Below are 19,816 nucleotides of genomic sequence, written 5' to 3' on the forward strand. Positions count from 1 at the left end.
GATTACTTCTTAACCGGCTGACACTTCGGGCAGAAGTGGGTCCCCCGTCCGCCAACCACGATCTTATGAATCGGTCCACCGCATGTATGACACGGCTTGTCCTTCCGTCCGTAAATCTGATGACTATGCTGGAACATCCCCATTTCACCCTGTCCATTGACATAGGATTTAATGGAGGAACCACCCGCTTCTACGGCTTCGGACAGTGTATCCACAATGGCATGATACAATCGCTTGAGCTCGGCATCCTTCAGGCTGTTGGCGTTACGCTCCGGATGAATCTTGGCTCGAAACAATGCCTCATCGACATATATATTGCCGATGCCGACCACATATGCCTGATTCAGCAGCACCGCTTTAATCTTCGTTTTTTTGCTGCCGATGACTTCCTTGAAAGTTCCGAACGTAAACGTATCATCCAGCGGCTCATACCCCAGCTTGGCAAGAGGAGCATGCTGAAACTCTTCCCCCGTTGCAAAGAGATGCATCGTTCCGAATTGGCGTACGTCCTTATAACGCAGCTCCGTCCCGTCCGAGAAATGGAATATAACATGAGTGTGCTTCTCCACCGGCTCCTCGGCAGAGTACAACCCGTAACGCCCTTCCATCCGAAGATGCGAGACGAGCACCAGTCCGTCCAGCAATATCCTTAAAAATTTCCCGCGGCGCTCTACACCTTCCACGGTATGATCCTTCAACATAAACGCAAATGCCTCAATATCATCAGGACGCTGAATAATCCGCGGCAGATGTACGGATACATGATCTATATGCTTACCTTTAATCAATTGGTTAAGTGTTCGTTTCACCGTTTCTACTTCCGGCAATTCCGGCATAATGACTTCACCTCATCTCCCATTATACCGGAAGTTAGGACAGAGCGGGACCATGGTTTTGTGGAAAGGTATGGTGCATAATGCGCCCCTCTTCACGCCATGATCCCTATAAACGATTCTCTATCGGCTAACCATATTGTATAACTTTACTTCGCTTCGTACCAGTTCTCGCCATAGCTGACTTCCGATTTCAGCGGTACCGACAGCTTCAGCGCTTGACTCATCACTTCCGGCACCAATTCCTTCATGATCTCCAGCTCATCCTCCGGCACCTCGAACACCAATTCATCGTGCACCTGAAGCAGCATGCGGCTCTTCAATTGACGATCATGCAGCGCCTTGTCCATATGGACCATGGCCAGCTTGATAATGTCCGCCGCGGTTCCCTGAATCGGCGTATTCATTGCTGTCCGTTCGGCAAAAGACCGCAGGTTGAAGTTGCTGGCGTTAATCTCCGGCAGGTAGCGTCTGCGTTCAAGCAATGTCTTCACATAGCCGTCTTGTTTCGCCTGTTTGACGATCACGTCCATATAACGCCGGACGCCCTGGAACACCTCGAAATACTGGTCAATGAAGGCCGCGGCTTCCTTCCGGGTAATATTCAGGTTCTGGGACAAGCCATAGTCGCTGATTCCATACACGATGCCGAAGTTAACCGCCTTGGCGGATCGGCGCATATTGGAGTCCACCTCATCCACGCCGACTCCGAACACGTCCATTGCGGTCTTCGTGTGGATATCCATATCGTGGACGAAGGCTTCCTTCAGCCGTTCATCATCCGAGATATGCGCAAGCACGCGCAGCTCGATCTGGGAGTAGTCCGCCGCCAAAATGCTCCAGCCCGGCTCGGACGGAACGAAGACCTTGCGCAGCTTGCGGCCCTCCTCCAGACGGATCGGAATGTTCTGCAAATTCGGATATTGGCTGCTCAGACGGCCCGTCGCGGCAATCGTCTGACGATAGTACGTGTGCACTTTGCCCGTTTGTGACGAAATCTCCTTCAGAAGACCTTCCACATAAGTGGATTGCAGCTTGGCCAAGGTACGATACTTCAGAATCAAGCGGACAATATCGTGATAAGGCGCCAGCTTCTCGAGCACCTCGGCATCGGTGGAATAACCGGTTTTGGTCTTCTTGATGACCGGAAGCTCCAGCTTCACAAACAGAATCTCGCCCAGCTGTTTAGGCGAATTAAGATTGAATTCCGTTCCGGCGATCTCATATATCTCATGAACTAGCTTCTCGATCTGTCCTTCAAACTCGCGACCCAGCTCCTTCAAATCCTCCGCATTCACGGCAATTCCCTGCTTCTCCATATCGGCCAGAATGCGGGACAGCGGCATCTCCAGCTCATGGAACAGCGGCAGCATTTCATTGGCAGCCAGCTCCTTCTCCTGAACGGGAACCAGTTCGGATACAGCCAGGCATTTTCTGGCCATGTGCTCGCTGAGCTTCTCCATATCGGGAACCTTGTACTTTGCCCCTTTACCGAAAACATCCTCATCGGCTTGAAGATACGCAAGCCCGTATTTGGAGGCCAGACCGCTAAGACTTTGATTCGATTCGGTTGGGTCCAGCAGGTAGGCAGCCAGATGAACGTCAAATGCCGCGCCGGCAAAAGCAATGCCCTGCCAGTGGAGGGCCAGATCAATGCGGTGCAGATCATATCCGCGTTTAGGGATCCCGCTATCGGCAAGCCAAGCTCGAACAGGCTCGGCCTCTTCCGACTTCAGAACCTCAAACGGAATGAAGTACTGCCGTTCCTCCGTAGCGAGTGCGAGCCCGATCACCTCGGCATGATGGGGATTGTCCCCATGCGTCTCTACATGGAGTATAGTGACGTGGGCCAGGTTATCCGCAACCTCCTTAAGCCCCTTCGTGTCTACAAGGGTCACTTCAATCTTCGCTTCGGGCTTCGACTCAGCCGCATCCCCGCCCACTCCGCTTGTGCTCAGGTTTAACCGTTCAATGAGCGATTTAAACTCCAGCTTCGCCAGTGCGGGCCCTGCCGTCTCTTCATTCAAGCCTGTAAACGCCATGTCATCCAGCGACTGCTCCAGCGGAACTTCGCAAAAGATCGTAGCCAGCTTCTTGCTGAGTATGGCGGAATCCGCATGCTCTTCAATTTTCTCTTTCATCTTGCCTTTCAGCTCGTCGGTGCGTGACACCACGGCTTCAACGGATCCAAATTCATGAAGCAGCTTCAGAGCCGTCTTCTCACCCACTCCTGGAACGCCGGGGATGTTATCGGAAGCATCGCCCATCAGTCCCTTGAGGTCGATAATCTGATCAGGCGTCAGGTCATATCGCTCCTTAATCTGTTCCGGTCCGTAATACTCGATGTCGGTAACGCCCTTGCGGACCATGGCGATCGTGGTATGCTCCGAAGCCAGCTGCAGCATATCCTTATCCCCGGATACAACCATCACCTTCCGACCAGCTTCATCAGCCTGACGGGTAATGGTCCCGATAATGTCATCGGCCTCATAACCGCCGATTTCAAATTGGGAGACGCCAAGGCCTTTCAACAGCTCTTTCAGCAGCGGGAATTGTCCGGAGAGCTCGGGAGGCGTTTTCTGGCGGCCACCCTTGTAATCCTGAAAATCCGCATGCCGAAATGTTTCCTTGCCTGCATCGAATGCGACCATCATATGGGTCGGTTTGTGTTCCTCAATCAAGCGAAGCAGCATCGTCGTAAAGCCGTAAACCGCATTCGTCTGCTGTCCGCTGGCATTGGTCAGCGGCGGCATCGCGAAGAATGCCCGGTAAATGATATTATTTCCATCAATTAAAATCAGCTTGTCCATAGAACACCTCGCACCAATATTACTTCCTTTCCACATGATAACATAGGTTACCGCCAATTCCGAACAATCCGTTCGATTAACGGTGAATTCCTAAGAATACGCAAAATATCCCCACAAAGTGGAGCCTGCGCTTCGATGCTTATTCCAAATACTTTGCGGGGGCCCCCAATATATAAATGCGATTAAAGAATTGCTTCCGCTTCGCTGGAGCTTTCTAAATTCTCGCAAAAAAACGCCAGCTTTCGCCAGCGTTTGACTTATCATTATGCTATTGATTGAGGTCGGGACGATGACCCGTTACGAGGTACACCGTGCTCTCGCCAATGTTGGTTGCATGGTCGGCGATCCGTTCGATGTAACGTCCCACCATGATCAGCAGCATCGCCTGATTGGCCGAATCCGGATCGGAGGTCAGATGCGCATACAGGTCCTGCAAAATCACGCTGTACAAATGATCGATCTGATCATCGTCCTGGGCCATTTTATAGGCAAGATCCGTATTTTCCGTCAGATAGGATTCGATCGATTCCGAAACCATCGCGCGCACCAAATCCGACATCCGCGGAAGATCCACCAGTGGCTTGATCAGCTTCTGGCCTTGCAGACGGATCGTCACTTTAGCGACATCCCGCGCCAAGTCACCCATACGCTCCAAATCGCTTGCAATCCGGAAAGCCACTAAAATCCGGCGCAAATCCTTTGCCACAGGCTGCTGGGTCACGATCAGACGGGAGCCGATGTCCATGATTTGCTCTTCCATGTTGTTTAACTGCACATCGTTCTTGATAACCGCCTGCGCTTTCTCCGCATCCAAGGTCTGAAGGGACTCCACGCTGTTTGCCAGTGCCTCCTCCATATGCTTGCCCATATCCTGCAGCAAACTTCTCAGCTCATCAAGCTGCTGATCAAACTCAATTCTCCGGATCATGTGTGATGCTCCTCCTATCTACTTTTAAGAAAGATCATAGTCGTGATAATGGCTTAACCGAACCGGCCCGAGATATAATCCTCGGTACGTGCATCCGACGGCGTCGAGAACAGCGTATCGGTGTTTGCAGATTCAACCACTTCGCCATTCAGGAAAAATACGGTCTGCCCGGATACGCGTGCTGCCTGATGCATGTTGTGCGTAACCATGACGATGGTGTATTTGCTCTTCAGCTCCTGCACCAGCTCTTCGATTTTCAAAGTCGAGATCGGGTCCAGCGCGGAAGTTGCTTCGTCCATCAGCAGGATATCCGGCTGTACGGCAAGTGCCCGGGCAATGCATAGGCGCTGCTGTTGGCCGCCAGACAAGCTCAGCGCGGACCGCTTGAGATAATCCTTGACTTCATCCCACAGCACGGCTTGTTTCAAGCTCTGTTCCACGATTTGGTCCAGCTCCGCTTTATTGCGGATACCGTGGAGTCGCGGCCCGTACGCGATGTTGTCATAAATCGATTTAGGAAACGGATTCGGCTGCTGGAATACCATCCCTACCTGCTTGCGCAAGGCTTCAACGTGGACTTCCTCGCTGTAGATTTCGGTTCCTCCGATTTGCACGCTGCCTTCAATCCGAGTGGAAGGAATCATGTCATTCATGCGATTCAGCGTGCGCAGCAGCGTAGACTTACCGCAGCCCGACGGTCCGATGAACGCCGTCACCGTTTTCTCCGGAATGTCCAGATCCACGTTTTTAAGCGCATGGTACGTGTCGTAGTAAAGATTTAATTTCTTAATCTGTATGATGGATTCCATATCTTATTCATGTCTCCTTTTTCACGATTAGATCTGCTTTATGCGTCTCTTAGATGTTCTTCGAATACTTGTTCCGGATCCACACGGCTGCAATGTTCATGATGAACAGCATGATGAGCAACAGAATAATACCCGAAGCCGCCAGCTCGTGGAAAGCCTCACTTGGTCTTGATACCCAGTTAAAGATCTGGATCGGCATGACAGTAAACGAATCGAGCAGATTTTCCGGCAAGAAGGCCACGTACGTTAAAGCACCGATCATGATCAGCGGTGCGGTTTCGCCGATCGCACGAGACAAGGCCAGGATAACCCCGGTCATAATTCCAGGAATCGCTGATGGCAGCACGGCGCTGGACACCGTTTGCCATTTCGTTGCGCCCAACGCATAAGAAGCATCGCGCCGGTTCTTAGGCACGGCGCGAAGCGCCTCCTGAGCGGCAACGATAATAATTGGCAGCACCAGCAGCGTCATCGTTAATACCCCGGACAACAGGCTGCGGCCAAGATTCATGCCGCGCACGAAAATCGCCAGTCCCAGGATACCGTATATAATAGAAGGAACCCCTGCAAGCGTACTGATATTCAGCTGGATCAGCCGAACCCAGCGGCTGCGGCCCGCATACTCTTCAAGAAAGATTGCCGCGCCCACGCCTAATACAAAAGACAGCGGGGCCATGAGCAGGAGCAGATAAATCGTGCCGACAATCGGCGATTTCAGGCCTGCTTTATCCGCGATACGTGACGGAAAGTTCGTGAACAGATCGGGTGAGAGTCTGTGAACGCCATCCATCACGATCGTAACAATCAAAGCCATCAAGGCTAGAATACCGATACTGGTACAAGCCAGGAATATCATATGCAGCGTTTGGTCACCCAGACGTCTCCGGTTGATTCCTTTGCTATCCCCCAGATTCAATTGTTTCATCTAGTATTCCTCCCTGAAGCGGCGAGCGACCCACTGCGCCAATATATTAAGCAAGAAGGTGATGACAAACAAGGTCAGACCTACCGCAAAAATCGTGCCGTATTCAATCGTTCCTCGCGGAACGTCTCCCATGCTTACCTGAACAATATAAGAAGTCATCGTCTGAATGCTTTCCAGCGGATTCAGTGTCAGCTGCGGCGTAGCACCTGCAGCCACCGTAACGATCATCGTCTCGCCAATCGCGCGCGAGAATGCCAATACGAAGGACGATACAACCCCCGATAAAGCGGCAGGCAGTACAATTTTCAGGGCAACCTCAAATCGGGTAGCACCCAGCGCGTATGCTCCGTGACGAAGGCTCTTAGGCACCGCACGCATCGCGTCTTCACTTAAAGACGAGATCATCGGCAGGACCATGATGCCGACCACGAGACCCGCACTAAGCGCATTGAATATCCCCATGTCGGGAAAAATCTTTTGAAGGAATGGCGTTACCGTTTCAAGCGCAAAATATCCGTAAACAATCGTTGGTACACCAGCCAACACTTCAAGCACTGGCTTTACAACCCCCCGAACCCGGGCAGGAGCGTATTCATTGAGATAAATAGCGCATGCCAAGCCGATAGGCACTGCGAAAATGATCGCAATGCCTGTAATCAGCAATGTGCCGCCCAGCAGGGGCAGCACGCCGAATTCTTTTGGAGGGAGAATTGGACTCCATGTCGTTCCAGTCAAGAAGGACCATACCGGCACTTCTTTGAAGAAGATCACGGATTCCTGTAGAAGCGTATATACAATACCGATGGTGGTAAAGACCGAAAGCATGGCACACAAGCCGAGCAGGATTGGAACGATTTTGTCTGAGAGGCGTGTTTTGCTTCGACGGAATGTCATGCTTTTAGTGTTTGCCGCCACGGGTGAAGTTTTGTTCATTCTCCTCTTCCCTTTCTATGGGTTGCCCGAAGGATTCCCTTCGGGCATGAAGTCCTTAATTATTTTGCCAACTTGTCTTTTTCTTCTTGATATTGTTCATCTTGAAGCGGTACGAAACCAACTTCGCCAGCAAGACTAGCGGCATTATCAAGGTAGAAGTTCATGAATGCATTCACTTCCGGACGCTCAAGCTCCTTATCGTTTACATAGAGCAGCAGCGGACGGGACAATGGAGCATAACTGTTATCCTTGATCGTTTCCATGCTTGGAGCTACTGTAGCCGTACCATTATCGATCGGAACCAGCTTCAATTTGTCTTGGTTCTCTTCATAGAAGGAGAATCCGAAGTATCCGATGGAGTTCTTGTCGCCAGCAACCCCTTGTACGACTGCATTTGTATCGGCACTGAACGTGATTTGGCTATCGTTTCTGCTTGCTTGAGCTTCACCGTTAATCGCTTCTGTGAAGTAGTCGAATGTTCCGTGGTCTGTACCAGGAGAGTAAATTTTGATTTCCTCTGCCGGCCATCCTTCGCGAACGTCAGCCCATGTTTTTACAGTGCTGTTCGGCTCGTAAATTTTCTTCAGCTCATCTACCGTTAATTTATCTACGAATTCATTGCTCGGGTTAACAACAACGGATAGTCCGTCATAAGCTACCAGAACCTCATGATAGGTAATGCCCTTGGATTTTGCTTCTTCAGCTTCACTGTCTTTAATTGGACGGGATGCATTGGAAATTGGAATCTCTCCATTATTGAAGCGTTTGAAACCGCCACCTGTTCCGCCTGTTCCAATCGGAATGCGGACATCCGGGTTCGCTGCGCCGAACTCTTCAGCGATGGCTTCAGTTAATGGATGCAATGTACTGGAACCGTCAATTTCAATCGTTCCCGACAAAGCTGTTGTTGTGCTTCCTTCATTTTGCTGTGCTGAACCGTTGTCTGTATTTTCTCCTGAAGCACCGCCGGAAGTTGTTCCTCCGCCGCATGCCGCCAAAAGCGTGCTCAGCATTAACACCAGTACGAGAATACCTGCTGGTTTACGACCCCTTCTTTTAAACAAACGAATCCACTCCTTCAAAATGGTTGTTGTCTCTACTTCCTACTTACAATATTGATATTAATCCCGGAATGTAATAGCAGTTTCTGAGAAATGTAAACGCAGTGTAAAATATTTTAATCATAGTAGAGTTATAGTTTCGACCTATCTTCCATGATCGAAGCTTCATCGGTGTTCATTCCGGCAAGCTCATCCTTCACCCGCTTCACACGCTTCACGGTTTCCTCGGCCAGTTGATAAACCTGATTACCGGACTTCTGAACCTCTTGAACGGCATTGTCCATTTCATTAAACATTTGGGCACCTTCCGTTACATACCCCTCGCAGGATTGGATTTCCTTCAGCGACGATACAGCCCCCTTGGCTGTATCTGCTGCCAGCCCCTGGATTTGCTCGAGCAGCTGCGATATATCCCCTGACAGCTTACGCGTTTGTTTTGCTAGCGATTGTACCTCTGCCGCAACCACTTGAAATCCACGCCCATGCTCTCCGGCATGCGCTGCTTCAATCGAGGCATTCATGGCCAGCAGACTGCTTTGGTTCGCAAGCTCGGTAATCATGCCGGTGATGGAAAATATGCGGCTGGCATCGGCTGCGAGCTCGGAGGCCTGGCCTTCACGCTTCGTCATATCCTCTACAAGACCAAGGTACGAGGTTCGGACAAGATCCAGTTTCTCCTTCCCGGTTTGTGACCACTCCCTCATCCGTATACATTCCGAGTTTGTTCTCGCTGCTGCCGTTCGGACCTCGGTTAAAGAGGATTGAATGTTCCGGGTATGCCGGTAGCTTTCCTGCAGGATCAGTTCCCGCTTCTCTTCCGCTTCCGCTTGGAGCATACTGGACAGGCTCATCAGATCCCTGACGGTAAGCACGCCTAGCAGTCGTCCTTCATCCGTGATCAGGACACAATCATAAAATTTGGAATCCGGGCGCTGCAGGGACAATTCCAGCAACGTTCCGACCTTCTCGAATATATCGACACGCGTCGGTTGATGGTCCGCAAACTGGTAGGCGGGCTTGGAATAATACAGGTCCACGGCAAACCTGCCCATCATTCGCTGGTAAAACACATCCCGCATAATCAGTCCTGCTGGTGTATCTGCCTCATCGCAATAAATAACACACGGGATACGATGATCCTTCGCAAACACATTCAGCACATCGAGGCAGGATTCAGATTTTGTTATAACAGGGACCCTTCTTATGTATTGCCGATATAATGCGCCTGCTTCAGGCTCGTTTGCTGCATGTCCATCAAGTACCGGCTCTACCTCCACCTTCATTCTCTCTGTCTGATTCGGTATGGTTTGAAGCAGTGTCATGCGCCTTCACCCCTTCTTCATCTGGTCCTTTAGACGCATCTTACCGGACAAGTATTATGGGAATATACTCGAATGATTAAGGGAGTGTAAACTGCGGAAGGATAATGGCGCGGAAATGAGACATTAGACATGTCAGGATCTGACCAAAGGCCCAAAAAAAAGACTCCTCATCATTTCAAACGGAATGATGGGAGCCTTTTTTCGGATTCACTACAAGTTTATAACCAACCCCGCGAATGGAGTCAATGTGTACAGATTCAGGATCAAGCTCAAGCTTCTTGCGCAGGGAACTCACATGAACGTCCACGGTTCGCTGACCGCCGATATAATCGAAACCCCAGACCACGTTCATCAGATCATCCCTCGTTAACACAACGCCCGGTTTTTTGGCCAGGTAGAGCAGCACCTCAAATTCTTTCGGCCGGAGATTAATGCTCTGACCGCCAAGCCGGACCTCGTATTTCTCAGGATAGATTTCCAATTCTCCAAGCGAAATGACGTTTCCCTGGTGGTCTGTCGTCTTTGCTTCATCGGCGTGACCGGAAACCCGGCGCATGACGGCTGATACACGGGCCAGCAGCTCAGATACGCCAAATGGCTTGGTAATATAGTCATCCGCCCCCATCTTCAGACCTTGAACAACTTCCTCTTCGGCGTTCTTCGCGGTCAGAATAATGATCGGCGTGGTAATTCCGTTACTTCGAAGCTTCTCTAAAATCTGAAAGCCGTTCATGCCAGGCAGCATGACATCCAGCAGGATCAGATCATATTCATGATTCGACGCTTTCTCGTAACCTGCGGTACCGTGTTCCTCTACCTCGACTTGAAAACCTTCCTGCGTCAGATTGTAGGACAACAGCCGCGAAAGTGTCGGCTCATCTTCAATAACAAGCATGCGTTGCGTCAATGTTACCCCCGCCCTTATCTTGATAATTGGACTGCTTATGCAAGTATATCAACAGAATGTTAACGGAGTGTTAACTTCCTGTATCGTGCGTTTCCTGCAGGATCGGAAGCTCAATGATGAAGGAGCTGCCGATTCCCAGCTCGCTCTCCACCTTAATCGTTCCGTGATGAAGATCCACCAGATGCTTCACGATCGACAGTCCAAGCCCCGTTCCGCCTGATCCTCGCGAACGCGCTTTATCCACCCGATAGAAACGTTCAAATATACGGGGAAGATCTTTCTTCGGAATGCCAATCCCGGAATCCTTAACAAGGAACTCCACAATATCCTCGGCGTTCCTGTTACTATGCTTTTCACGAGCCGTTAATTTTACTCGTCCGCCTTCTTGCGTGTAATTGATCGCATTCGAGAGCAGATTCATAAAAATCTGGCGGAGCTTGTCCTCGTCCCCCTCCATAAACAGCTCTTCCGGAATGTCAAGCTCCAGGCTGATCCGCTTCTTCTCCGCCACCGTGCGCATCATTTCGGATATTGTATCAAAGAAGGCCGACAAATGAATCGGCGAGTAATCCATCTGAATCCGCTTGGATTCGATTTTGGACAGCTCCAGAATGTCACCGATCAGCCGGTTTAGCCGTTCGGATTCGTCATAAATAATCTGGAGGAAGGAGCGCGATGTCTTCTCATCGGTCACCCCGCCGCCAAGCAGCGTTTCGGCAAACCCTTTCACCGCAGCGAGCGGAGTCTTCAGCTCGTGAGATACATTGGCCACGAATTCGCTCCGCATGCGTTCAAGTCTGCGGATATCACTTACATCCTGCAGCAGGAACAGCATCCCGCGATAGGACTCCTGCTCTTCCTCCTGCATCATCGCAACCCCATCCAGGCGGATGATCGATTCCACCGGATAATAAATGTTGCGCTCCTCATGGAAGTCCTCCTTGCTCTCAAGGCCTTCCTCCATCAGTTTGGTCAATTCATAATGCTGCTTAAGCTCACGGTACGATTTGCCTGTTATCACTTCAGCATTAATGCCGAGCATTCTCTCGGCAGCACGGTTCACAAGAATGATCTGGCCTGCCCCGCTCACCATGACAATACCGCCTGTCATATTGTTTAGAACGCTTTGCAGCAAATCTTCATTATCCCGTATCGTCCGCAGCTGGGTTTGCAGGCTGTCAGCCATTCCATTAATGGCGTGCGCCAATTGACCGATCTCGTCTTTACGGTGAATCTTTACCCTCGCATCATATTCAAGACGCGATATCCGTCTGGCTACGCGCGTGATTTTCTCAAGCGGCGAGGTCAAGCCCTTGGCGACACGATAACTCACCAAGGCAGCTAGCAGGAACAGCACCAGCAGGCCGATCCCCATCACGGTCCAGCCTTGTTTGACTCCCTGGTCCACTTCCTTGAGACTGACGGACAAGCGGACGAATCCGTCGAAATTCTCTCCGGCCTTGACCGGAAGTGCGACGTACAGCATGTCCTGCCCAAGCGTATCACTCCGACGAATGGTACTCCCGCGCCCCACTTTTACCGCTTGAAGCATCTCTTCACGATAAGCGTGGTTATCCATGGTTAACGGATCACTCTCCGAATCCCCGATAACCTTACCATCCTTCAATATAAAGGTCACTCTCGCATCAGACAGTTCTTCAAGCTGCAAGGATCTTTCGGTATAATACGAAAGAGCATCCGCGCTGTCCGTATCCGGAAACTCCATCATGGTCTGCAGAAGCCGAATCTCCCGGACCATATTGTCCTCCAGCAGCTGAATATGGGACTGCTTGAATACCGTCACCATAGCCAGTCCTGCCGCGAGCATAGATAACCCAATTAAAGTAAGCATAATCAGAGTCAAACGATTGCGATACTGCCTCATGGTCTCTCCTCTTTCTGCCGCGTGATCATTTTGGATAACTTACCGCTCGTGTGCGTCTTCGGTGGAATAACGCATGAATGATGGTTGCCGCCGGCTGCTGGAACATAATGCCCAGCACCACCGGGATGGAAGCCTGGGGTGAGAAATACGTTGTAGCCAACACCATCCCGAGTGATATATTACGCATTCCGGACGCGTATGTAAATGTAATTTGCATTTCCTGTGTCGGTCCGAGCATCGCATAGGAGCCAAAATAGCCAAGCAAATAGCAGATCACAATCAGCGTAACGACAACCGGGATCACTACCAGCATCTCCTCCTTCATGCCTGCTGCATGGGGAGCGATGGCTGCCGCGTTCAGCATCACCACGAGCATAAAAAACAGCTTCGATATGGGCTGGGCTACAGGAGCCGACCAGTCCTTGATCCGTCCTTTGGAACCTTCATACAGCATCACCCCGATCAGAGTGGGCAATACCACCATGGTCAGCAAATCGAGAATCAGCTCAGACGCATTCCATGTAACCAGTGCATCCCCGATAAACATATCCATTAGAGCCGGTACGACTAAGGGACTGAGTATGGTATCCAGCACAACTACCGCCAGGATGAACGGAACGCTGCCGCCGGAGCTTCCGACCCACATCACCGAGGATATCCCCAGGGGAATGATCGCGAACAGCAGCAAGCCAATCGTATAATCCGAGTGCGCACCAAACACGGCCGAGCCCAGTCCATAGGCAAGCACCGGAGCGGCCGCATGGGCTAGAAAGAGCGTTAATATAACAGCAAAGGGGCGCTTCAGAACCCCTTGCAGATGACGGATCCCACAGCCAAGTGCCATCACCAGTGTAATATAACCGAATAGATAAGGAATCCAGTGAACAAAGTCCACCAAAACATCCGAGAGCAGCCAGCCTAGCACCAGCGAGCCTGGAATCAAGAGAAAGGTGTACTTTTCAAACCAAGATGCAAAGGCTAGTCCAAAACTTCTCACCTGTTTCCTCCTATGACTGAATTGACGTATTTAACTTTCATCATAAACCGGAGTGTCCGAAAACCGCAACGAAAATTCGAAATAAGGGCCCCATTCCCGTATTCAACAAAAAAGCATCGACTGGCACATGAGGGCCAATCGATGCTTCTTCAGATGCTCCGGATTAGGAGAACACCGGCTCTTTAAACATGGCCAGCTTCTCTGCCGAATCCTTGCTCACGTCGGCATGCAGGCTGTTTCCGTGCGAATCCATCGTGACGATCGCGGCAAAGCCGTCAACCTCCAAATGCCACATCGCTTCCGGAATGCCAAACTCCATGAAATCCACGCCGTTTACTTTTTTGATGCATCTCGCATAATACTGGGCGGCCCCGCCAATCGCATTCAGATATACGCCGCCATGCTCCTGCAGGGCTTGAAGCGTCTTGGGACCCATGCCGCCCTTTCCGATAACCGCGCGAATGCCGAATTTTTTCAAAATATCGCCCTGGTAAGGTTCTTCTCGAATGCTCGTTGTCGGGCCTGCCGCCTTGACATGCCATCCCTCTTCATCCTGCATCATAACCGGACCGCAGTGATAAATGACGGACCCATTCAGGTCGATAGGGGCCTCGTGATCCATCAGATATTTATGAAGCGCATCCCGTCCGGTATGCATCTCGCCTCGGATCACCACCACATCCCCAACGCGCAGGGAACGAATTTGCTCCTCGCTGATTGGCGTCTGCAGCACCACTTCGCGGCCCTTGGAATCACTTGGACCGGAGTCTTCGCCTTGGGAAACAGCCGTTTCGGAATTGGCGTTCATCTGCACCTGACTGCCTGCTTCATACAGCCATTCCGTGATCTCCCCCGTGTCCGGCTCAACCATTACGCCCTGACGGCGGAACGCCCAGCAATTATAGGCAACCGATACAAAAAAGCTTGCCGGCAGACGGTTCATCGCACCGATTTTGCAGCCGAGCAGCGTGACTTCTCCGCCAAAGCCCATCGTGCCGATCCCGAGTTTATTTGCATTTTCCAATATGTAATCTTCGAGCTTCGCCAAATCTTCATTCGGGTTCACATCTTCGACATGACGGAACAGCTGATGTTTCGCAAGCTCATAACCTGTCGTCCGGTCGCCGCCGATGCCTACGCCGATAAATCCAGCGCTGCAGCCTTGGCCTTGAGCTTGGTACACGGCATGCATGATGCATTTGCGAATCCCGTCCAAATCACGGCCCGCTTTCCCGAGCCCTTCAAGCTCTGCAGGAAGGCTGTACTGAATGTTTTTGTTCTCGCAGCCGCCCCCTTTCAGGATGAGACGGACGTCCACCTTATCCTGCTCCCACTGCTCGAAATGGATGACGGGCGTGCCAGGGCCGAGATTATCCCCGCTGTTAGCGCCAGTCAACGAATCCACCGAGTTTGGACGCAGCTTGCCATCCTTCGTGGCGCGAATCACCGCAGAGTAAATCGCCTTCTTCATCTCGATTTGGTTCGCACCCACAGGTGTATGTACGATGAATGTTGGCATGCCGGTATCCTGGCAGATCGGCGATACTTCCTGCTCGGCCATCTCAATATTTTGAGCGATCGTTGCCAGTGCCAGCCCCGCTCGCGTTGCCGCATCCTCAGACGCTCGGCCGCGGTTGACTGCTCTTCGCACATCCCCGGGCAAATTCGTGGAGGTTTCTACAATCAGTCGATACATACTCTCTTCAAATAATTTCATAACGTTGGTAAACTCCTCTCTTTCATAACCCAGACATGATAGCAAAATAAGAATCATTATAAACTGCCAATATTGTTATCATATCATATCATTTCGCACATGAAAGGGTTTACTTCAAAAAATGAAAGAGTAGAGAAAATGTGTTGATTTTCCCCGTCGCATCAACCATGCCAATCTATGAATCTCGCATATATTGGTTAAGGAAAGGAGGTGATTGCTATGATGAAAGCCTCAATCTCCCAAGTGGTCTTTCCAAGGCTTACCCTGTTTAGAAATGAGTTTTTCAGAGGACGCCGATTTGTGGTTCGCGGAAACGTCGGGATCCGGAATCTCGAGAGAACTTTCGGTGACATTGAAAGCTTGAGATTCTTCTCGACAAGCTCCAACGCCACCCTGGTCCTGTTCTCGGAGACGAATTTTAGGGGCGCCTTCAGGGTATTCCGAGGCAACACTAACCTCGCCGATCTTGATGATATTATTCGCGGTGAAGAACCGGAATCCATTATCAGCTCCAACCGTCGTTTGACGCGCGCTCAGATCAGAGCGATCCGGGATGCAGGCGTGCTGCCTTCCGGTTTTAGAAGCATCTGATTCTGCGCAAGCTGCCCCCATATTGAAACAGCGGACATTCGGGCTGAAGTCCCGGATGTCCGCTGTTTTTTTCGTGAAAGGATGACCCTGTTGTTCCCTCAAAGGGCTTTACCCATTAATTACTTCGCCGCCATTCACGTGAATGACTTGTCCACTCACATAGGAAGAGTCCGTTGAGGCCAGATATACATAGGCTGGGGCCAGCTCTTCCGGTTGACCCGGTCGTTTCATCGGCTGGGTCGCCCCAAACTCGGCCACCTGATCCGGCGGGAATGTTGAAGGAATCAGCGGCGTCCAGATCGGTCCCGGGGCAACGGCATTTACCCGGATCCCTTGACCGACCACATTCATTGATAACGAGCGTGTAAAAGCAACGATGGCCCCCTTCGTCGATGCATAATCCAGCAGCTGCGGGCTTCCCCGGTAAGCCGTGATGGAGGTCGTATTAATAATGGAGCTGCCCTTGGACAGATGCGGCATCGCCGCCTGCGTCAGGTAGAACATACCGAAAATATTCGTACGGAAGGTCCGCTCCAATTGTTCTTTGGTAATATCCTCAATCTTCTTCTGCGGATGCTGTTCGGCTGCGTTGTTAACGAGAATATCGAGTTTACCGAGCTTCTCCACGGTTTCGGTAACCGCATCGCGGCAAAAAGCATCATCACCGACGTCACCGGCGATCAACAGACATTTTCGGCCTTCCTGCTCCACCTGTCGTTTGGTCTCTTCCGCATCCTTATGCTCATTCAGGTACACAATGGATACGTCCGCGCCTTCCTTGGCGTAGTAGACCGCAACCGCACGGCCGATCCCGCTGTCGCCTCCGGTAATCAGCGCTACCTTTCCTTTTAGCTTACCGGCTGCTTTGTATTCGTTACTCTCAAACTCCGGCTTCGGGTGCATCTCCGATTCGGTTCCGGGTCTGTGATCCTGATGCTGGGGCGGCAAGGTTTGTTTCGGTTGATCTTGTGGCATATGAACATTTCTCCTTTCAGGTCAGTATCTCAAACTACCTCTCATAGGATGCGTTCGACGCGGCTTCTTATTCTCATAAAAAGCCCTTCGCTATTGTTTTTACCCAGATTGTACGAGATCAAACGAAAGTAAAGCTCTTTTTGCCCAACAAAAAAGTCCCAAAAACGAGGCCTTGCTCCGAGGTTCGTTCAGATCCTTGGCAAGCCCCCGGTCACTTAACAATTCTAAATGTCAAAAAAAAAAAGCCGCCCGATAAACGGAACGACTTCTCTTTCGTATGTAGCTATTCTTAGATGATATGGTTGAATACCATGAAGAAGATCATAACCAAGAGCAGCAAGGCAAGAAGTGCGCTAAGCGTACCCAGCTTGCTTGTTTCTTCCTTCACTTCACGCTTCTCGCGGATCCCTGCAAGCGCATTCTTCAATGGCTTGCTCATGATGCCTCCAATAGCAAACATCGCTAGCAGCAATAACGTTACAATGATCATCCAAGGAACCGAATACTCGCCTTGGGACATCATGTATCCGCCAGTCAATAACTGAATAACCAAGCCGTACTGAGCAAAACGGTTCGCTACTCGAATCGTATTAACGGCTCCTTCTTGAGCGCCGAGGGACAGCTTCTGAATACCGCCAACAACAAACGGCAGAATCAAGTAAAATCCTAGAGCCGCCGTACCGACCATATGCAGAAAAAATGTCACGTTCCACATAAATAATTCCTCCAAAGTCGTTAGTGTGATTTTTATTACATTAAGTTCATCGTCTCTTATTATACTGGAGAGATCATCCAAAGAAAAGCAATCCCGCCCCGAATCACGGGACGGGATTGCATTATTAGACGATTTTGTGAATCCTGATTCAATTACAGGGTCACGACCGAGGTTACATTACGTACGGATTCCGCAGACTTATCGAGCGCCGCTTTCTCTTCAGCCGTCAGCTCAAGCTCGAAAATTCGCTCAATGCCGTCTCCGCCAAGAATGGCCGGTACGCCCATGAACAGATTGTCATAACCGTACTCACCCTCCAGAAGAGCAATAACCGGAATGATCCGTTTTTTGTCCTTCAGAATCGCTTCCGTCATTTGTACGAGGGAAGCAGCCGGCGCATAGTATGCGCTGCCGTTACCCAGCAGGTTCACGATTTCGCCGCCGCCAACTCGTGTACGCTGCACAATCGCTTCAATGCGCTCAGCCGGAATCAGCGTGTCGATCGGAATGCCACCCACGCTGGAGTAGCGAACGAGCGGAACCATGTCGTCGCCATGACCGCCAAGTACGAATCCGCGGACATCCTCAACGGATACGTTCAGCTCTTGCGCGATGAAGGTGCAATAGCGGGCCGTATCCAGTACGCCGGATTGGCCGATAACGCGGTTCTTGGGAAATCCGAGCGTGTTGTATGCCACATAGGTCATGGCATCCACCGGGTTGCTCAGAATGATGACCGTGGCGTTCGGTGCGTGACTCTTCACATTCTCGCATACGGATTTCACGATCCCTGCATTGGTATTCACGAGGTCATCGCGGCTCATGCCCGGCTTGCGGGCTACACCTGCTGTAATGATTACGATATCGGAATTAGCTGCATCTTCATAGTTGGATGTACCGACTATGTTGCTGTCAAATCCTTGAACGGGACTTGCTTCGAGCATATCCAGCGCTTTACCTTTTGTCGGGTTCTCGAGCTGTGGGATATCCAGCAGCACCACATCACCCAATTCTTTTTGAGCAAGCATCAGGGCGGTAGTCGCACCTGTGAAGCCAGCACCTACTACCGTAATCTTTTTACGAGTAATTGCCACGATGAATCTCCTCCTTACAGGTTTTTAATGATTTCGTCTGCGAACTCGGAGCACTTCACTTCCGTAGCGCCTTCCATCAGGCGGGCGAAGTCATACGTTACGGTTTTGTTGTTGATGGACGTTTCCATGCCTTTGTAGATCAGGTCAGCCGCTTCCTGCCATCCGAGATGCTCAAGCAGCATAACGCCGGAGAGGATAACGGAACCAGGGTTTACTACGTCTTTGTCTGCATATTTCGGAGCCGTACCGTGAGTCGCTTCGAAAATTGCATGTCCTGTTACATAGTTGATGTTAGCGCCCGGAGCGATACCGATACCGCCAACTTGTGCAGCCAGCGCGTCAGACAGGTAGTCCCCGTTCAGGTTCAACGTCGCAATGACATCAAAGTCGGTTGGACGAGTCAGAACTTGCTGCAGCGCGATGTCGGCAATCGCATCTTTAACGATGATTTTGCCAGCTTCTTCAGCCGCTTTTTGAGCCGCATTAGCTGCATCTACGCCGTCTTTCTCCTTGATGATATCGTATTGTGCCCAAGTGAACACTTTATCGCCGAATTCAGCTTCAGCCACTTCGTAACCCCAGTTTTTGAAGGCACCTTCTGTAAATTTCATGATGTTGCCTTTGTGAACCAGTGTCACGGATTTGCGGCCATGCTTGATCGCATACTCAACCGCTGCACGTACAAGACGCTTGGAACCTTCGGAGGATACAGGCTTAATCCCGATACCGGACGTTTCAGGGAAGCGGATTTTGTTGGCGCCCATTTCGTCTTGAAGGAACTTGATCATTTTCTTCACTTCTTCGGAGCCTTCTTTGTACTCAATACCTGCGTAGATGTCTTCCGTGTTCTCACGGAAAATAACCATGTCAACCAGCTCAGGGCGTTTTACCGGAGACGGTACGCCGTTGAAGTAACGAACAGGGCGCAGGCAAGTGTACAGGTCCAGCTCTTGGCGAAGGGCAACGTTCAGGGAACGGATACCGCCGCCGATTGGCGTTGTAAGTGGTCCTTTGATAGCAACGATGTACTCGCGAATCGCTTCAAGCGTATCGTTCGGGAGCCATTCACCGTATGTATTGTATGCCTTCTCACCGGCAAATACTTCATACCAGGCAATTTTCTTGGAACCGTTATATGCTTTTTCTACTGCTGCATCCAGGACGCGCTTGGAAGCTTTCCAGATGTCACGGCCTGTGCCGTCGCCTTCAATAAAAGGAATGACAGGGTTGTTAGGCACCTGCAGGGTTCCGTTATCAATCGTGATTTTCTCGCCTTCAGTTGGTAATGCGAATTTTTCCAATTTCATGAGTATG

The 19,816-nt window shown here is 50.8% G+C and carries 17 protein-coding genes; 1 reads left to right on the plus strand and 16 read right to left on the minus strand.

Translation table 11 applies throughout. The annotated features are described in order from the left end of the window. Positions 1-2: 2 nt before the first annotated feature. The 12 genes from mutM to MKY82_RS26140 all read right to left on the minus strand — a co-directional run bounded on the left by mutM (position 3) and on the right by MKY82_RS26140 (position 15,127). The gene (mutM, locus tag MKY82_RS26085; RefSeq protein WP_071218084.1) at positions 3-836 is read right to left on the minus strand and encodes a DNA-formamidopyrimidine glycosylase; all 834 of its coding nucleotides are present in this window, start codon (positions 834-836) and stop codon (positions 3-5) included. A 146-nt stretch (positions 837-982) separates the two neighbouring features. Continuing rightward, a complete protein-coding gene (polA, locus tag MKY82_RS26090; protein ID WP_339219300.1) occupies positions 983-3,643 on the minus strand; it encodes a DNA polymerase I in 2,661 nt (886 codons plus the stop codon). Positions 3,644-3,911: 268 nt separating this feature from the next. After that, positions 3,912-4,571: a phosphate signaling complex protein PhoU gene (phoU, locus tag MKY82_RS26095; RefSeq protein ID WP_194544185.1), complete on the minus strand. Its 660-nt coding sequence runs from the start codon at positions 4,569-4,571 to the stop codon at positions 3,912-3,914. Between the two features lie 53 nt (positions 4,572-4,624). Continuing rightward, positions 4,625-5,380: a phosphate ABC transporter ATP-binding protein PstB gene (gene pstB / locus MKY82_RS26100; RefSeq protein WP_009594645.1), complete on the minus strand. Its 756-nt coding sequence runs from the start codon at positions 5,378-5,380 to the stop codon at positions 4,625-4,627. 49 nt (positions 5,381-5,429) lie between these two features. Next, a complete protein-coding gene (gene pstA, locus MKY82_RS26105) occupies positions 5,430-6,305 on the minus strand; it encodes a phosphate ABC transporter permease PstA (protein ID WP_071218081.1) in 876 nt (291 codons plus the stop codon). Further along, positions 6,306-7,238 (minus strand): phosphate ABC transporter permease subunit PstC, encoded by a 933-nt coding sequence (pstC, locus tag MKY82_RS26110; RefSeq protein ID WP_071218080.1) that lies wholly within the window; start codon positions 7,236-7,238, stop codon positions 6,306-6,308. A gap of 59 nt (positions 7,239-7,297) precedes the next feature. Beyond that, complete coding sequence (locus MKY82_RS26115; RefSeq protein ID WP_071218079.1) at positions 7,298-8,302, minus strand: PstS family phosphate ABC transporter substrate-binding protein; 1,005 nt, start codon at positions 8,300-8,302, stop codon at positions 7,298-7,300. 128 nt (positions 8,303-8,430) lie between these two features. Continuing rightward, positions 8,431-9,621, minus strand: a complete 1,191-nt coding sequence (locus tag MKY82_RS26120) for a methyl-accepting chemotaxis protein (RefSeq protein WP_339294706.1) — start codon at positions 9,619-9,621, stop codon at positions 8,431-8,433. Between the two features lie 175 nt (positions 9,622-9,796). Next, positions 9,797-10,528: a response regulator transcription factor gene (locus tag MKY82_RS26125; protein WP_071218077.1), complete on the minus strand. Its 732-nt coding sequence runs from the start codon at positions 10,526-10,528 to the stop codon at positions 9,797-9,799. A 70-nt stretch (positions 10,529-10,598) separates the two neighbouring features. Then, complete coding sequence (locus MKY82_RS26130) at positions 10,599-12,413, minus strand: ATP-binding protein (RefSeq protein WP_339219308.1); 1,815 nt, start codon at positions 12,411-12,413, stop codon at positions 10,599-10,601. A 25-nt stretch (positions 12,414-12,438) separates the two neighbouring features. Continuing rightward, positions 12,439-13,410, minus strand: a complete 972-nt coding sequence (locus MKY82_RS26135) for a bile acid:sodium symporter (RefSeq protein WP_194544189.1) — start codon at positions 13,408-13,410, stop codon at positions 12,439-12,441. Positions 13,411-13,573: 163 nt separating this feature from the next. After that, on the minus strand, positions 13,574-15,127 hold the full coding sequence (locus MKY82_RS26140; RefSeq protein WP_339219310.1) for a fumarate hydratase: 1,554 nt from the start codon (positions 15,125-15,127) through the stop codon (positions 13,574-13,576). Positions 15,128-15,349: 222 nt separating this feature from the next. Here MKY82_RS26140 and MKY82_RS26145 point away from each other — a divergent pair, with 222 nt between their 5' ends. Then, positions 15,350-15,718 (plus strand): hypothetical protein, encoded by a 369-nt coding sequence (locus MKY82_RS26145; RefSeq protein ID WP_339224585.1) that lies wholly within the window; start codon positions 15,350-15,352, stop codon positions 15,716-15,718. Between the two features lie 108 nt (positions 15,719-15,826). On the opposite strand, the gene MKY82_RS26150 is transcribed toward MKY82_RS26145, so the two are convergent. From MKY82_RS26150 to icd, 4 genes are all read right to left on the minus strand, one after another. Beyond that, positions 15,827-16,693, minus strand: a complete 867-nt coding sequence (locus MKY82_RS26150) for an SDR family oxidoreductase (protein WP_113057491.1) — start codon at positions 16,691-16,693, stop codon at positions 15,827-15,829. 289 nt (positions 16,694-16,982) lie between these two features. After that, positions 16,983-17,408, minus strand: coding sequence for a hypothetical protein (locus MKY82_RS26155; RefSeq protein WP_339219312.1), 426 nt, complete (start codon positions 17,406-17,408; stop codon positions 16,983-16,985). A 152-nt stretch (positions 17,409-17,560) separates the two neighbouring features. Next, complete coding sequence (gene mdh / locus MKY82_RS26160) at positions 17,561-18,502, minus strand: malate dehydrogenase (RefSeq protein ID WP_113057492.1); 942 nt, start codon at positions 18,500-18,502, stop codon at positions 17,561-17,563. A 14-nt stretch (positions 18,503-18,516) separates the two neighbouring features. After that, complete coding sequence (gene icd / locus MKY82_RS26165; RefSeq protein WP_071218070.1) at positions 18,517-19,809, minus strand: NADP-dependent isocitrate dehydrogenase; 1,293 nt, start codon at positions 19,807-19,809, stop codon at positions 18,517-18,519. Between the last annotated feature and the right edge of the window lie 7 nt (positions 19,810-19,816).

This window comes from Paenibacillus sp. FSL W7-1279 (genome assembly GCF_037969845.1).
GTDB lineage: Bacteria > Bacillota > Bacilli > Paenibacillales > Paenibacillaceae > Paenibacillus_AQ.

Bases quoted from the DNA above. Each gene is read 5' to 3' on its own strand.
- MKY82_RS26155 (WP_339219312.1), bottom strand. From the start codon at position 17,408: ATGTGGAACGTGACATTTTTTCTGCATATGGTCGGTACGGCGGCTCTA.
- MKY82_RS26120 (WP_339294706.1), bottom strand. From the start codon at position 9,621: ATGACACTGCTTCAAACCATACCGAATCAGACAGAGAGAATGAAGGTG.
- pstC (WP_071218080.1), bottom strand. From the start codon at position 7,238: ATGAACAAAACTTCACCCGTGGCGGCAAACACTAAAAGCATGACATTC.
- MKY82_RS26140 (WP_339219310.1), bottom strand. From the start codon at position 15,127: ATGAAATTATTTGAAGAGAGTATGTATCGACTGATTGTAGAAACCTCC.
- polA (WP_339219300.1), bottom strand. From the start codon at position 3,643: ATGGACAAGCTGATTTTAATTGATGGAAATAATATCATTTACCGGGCA.
- icd (WP_071218070.1), bottom strand. From the start codon at position 19,809: ATGAAATTGGAAAAATTCGCATTACCAACTGAAGGCGAGAAAATCACG.
- pstB (WP_009594645.1), bottom strand. From the start codon at position 5,380: ATGGAATCCATCATACAGATTAAGAAATTAAATCTTTACTACGACACG.
- MKY82_RS26145 (WP_339224585.1), top strand. From the start codon at position 15,350: ATGAAAGCCTCAATCTCCCAAGTGGTCTTTCCAAGGCTTACCCTGTTT.
- MKY82_RS26150 (WP_113057491.1), bottom strand. From the start codon at position 16,693: ATGCCACAAGATCAACCGAAACAAACCTTGCCGCCCCAGCATCAGGAT.
- phoU (WP_194544185.1), bottom strand. From the start codon at position 4,571: ATGATCCGGAGAATTGAGTTTGATCAGCAGCTTGATGAGCTGAGAAGT.
- pstA (WP_071218081.1), bottom strand. From the start codon at position 6,305: ATGAAACAATTGAATCTGGGGGATAGCAAAGGAATCAACCGGAGACGT.
- mutM (WP_071218084.1), bottom strand. From the start codon at position 836: ATGCCGGAATTGCCGGAAGTAGAAACGGTGAAACGAACACTTAACCAA.
- MKY82_RS26130 (WP_339219308.1), bottom strand. From the start codon at position 12,413: ATGAGGCAGTATCGCAATCGTTTGACTCTGATTATGCTTACTTTAATT.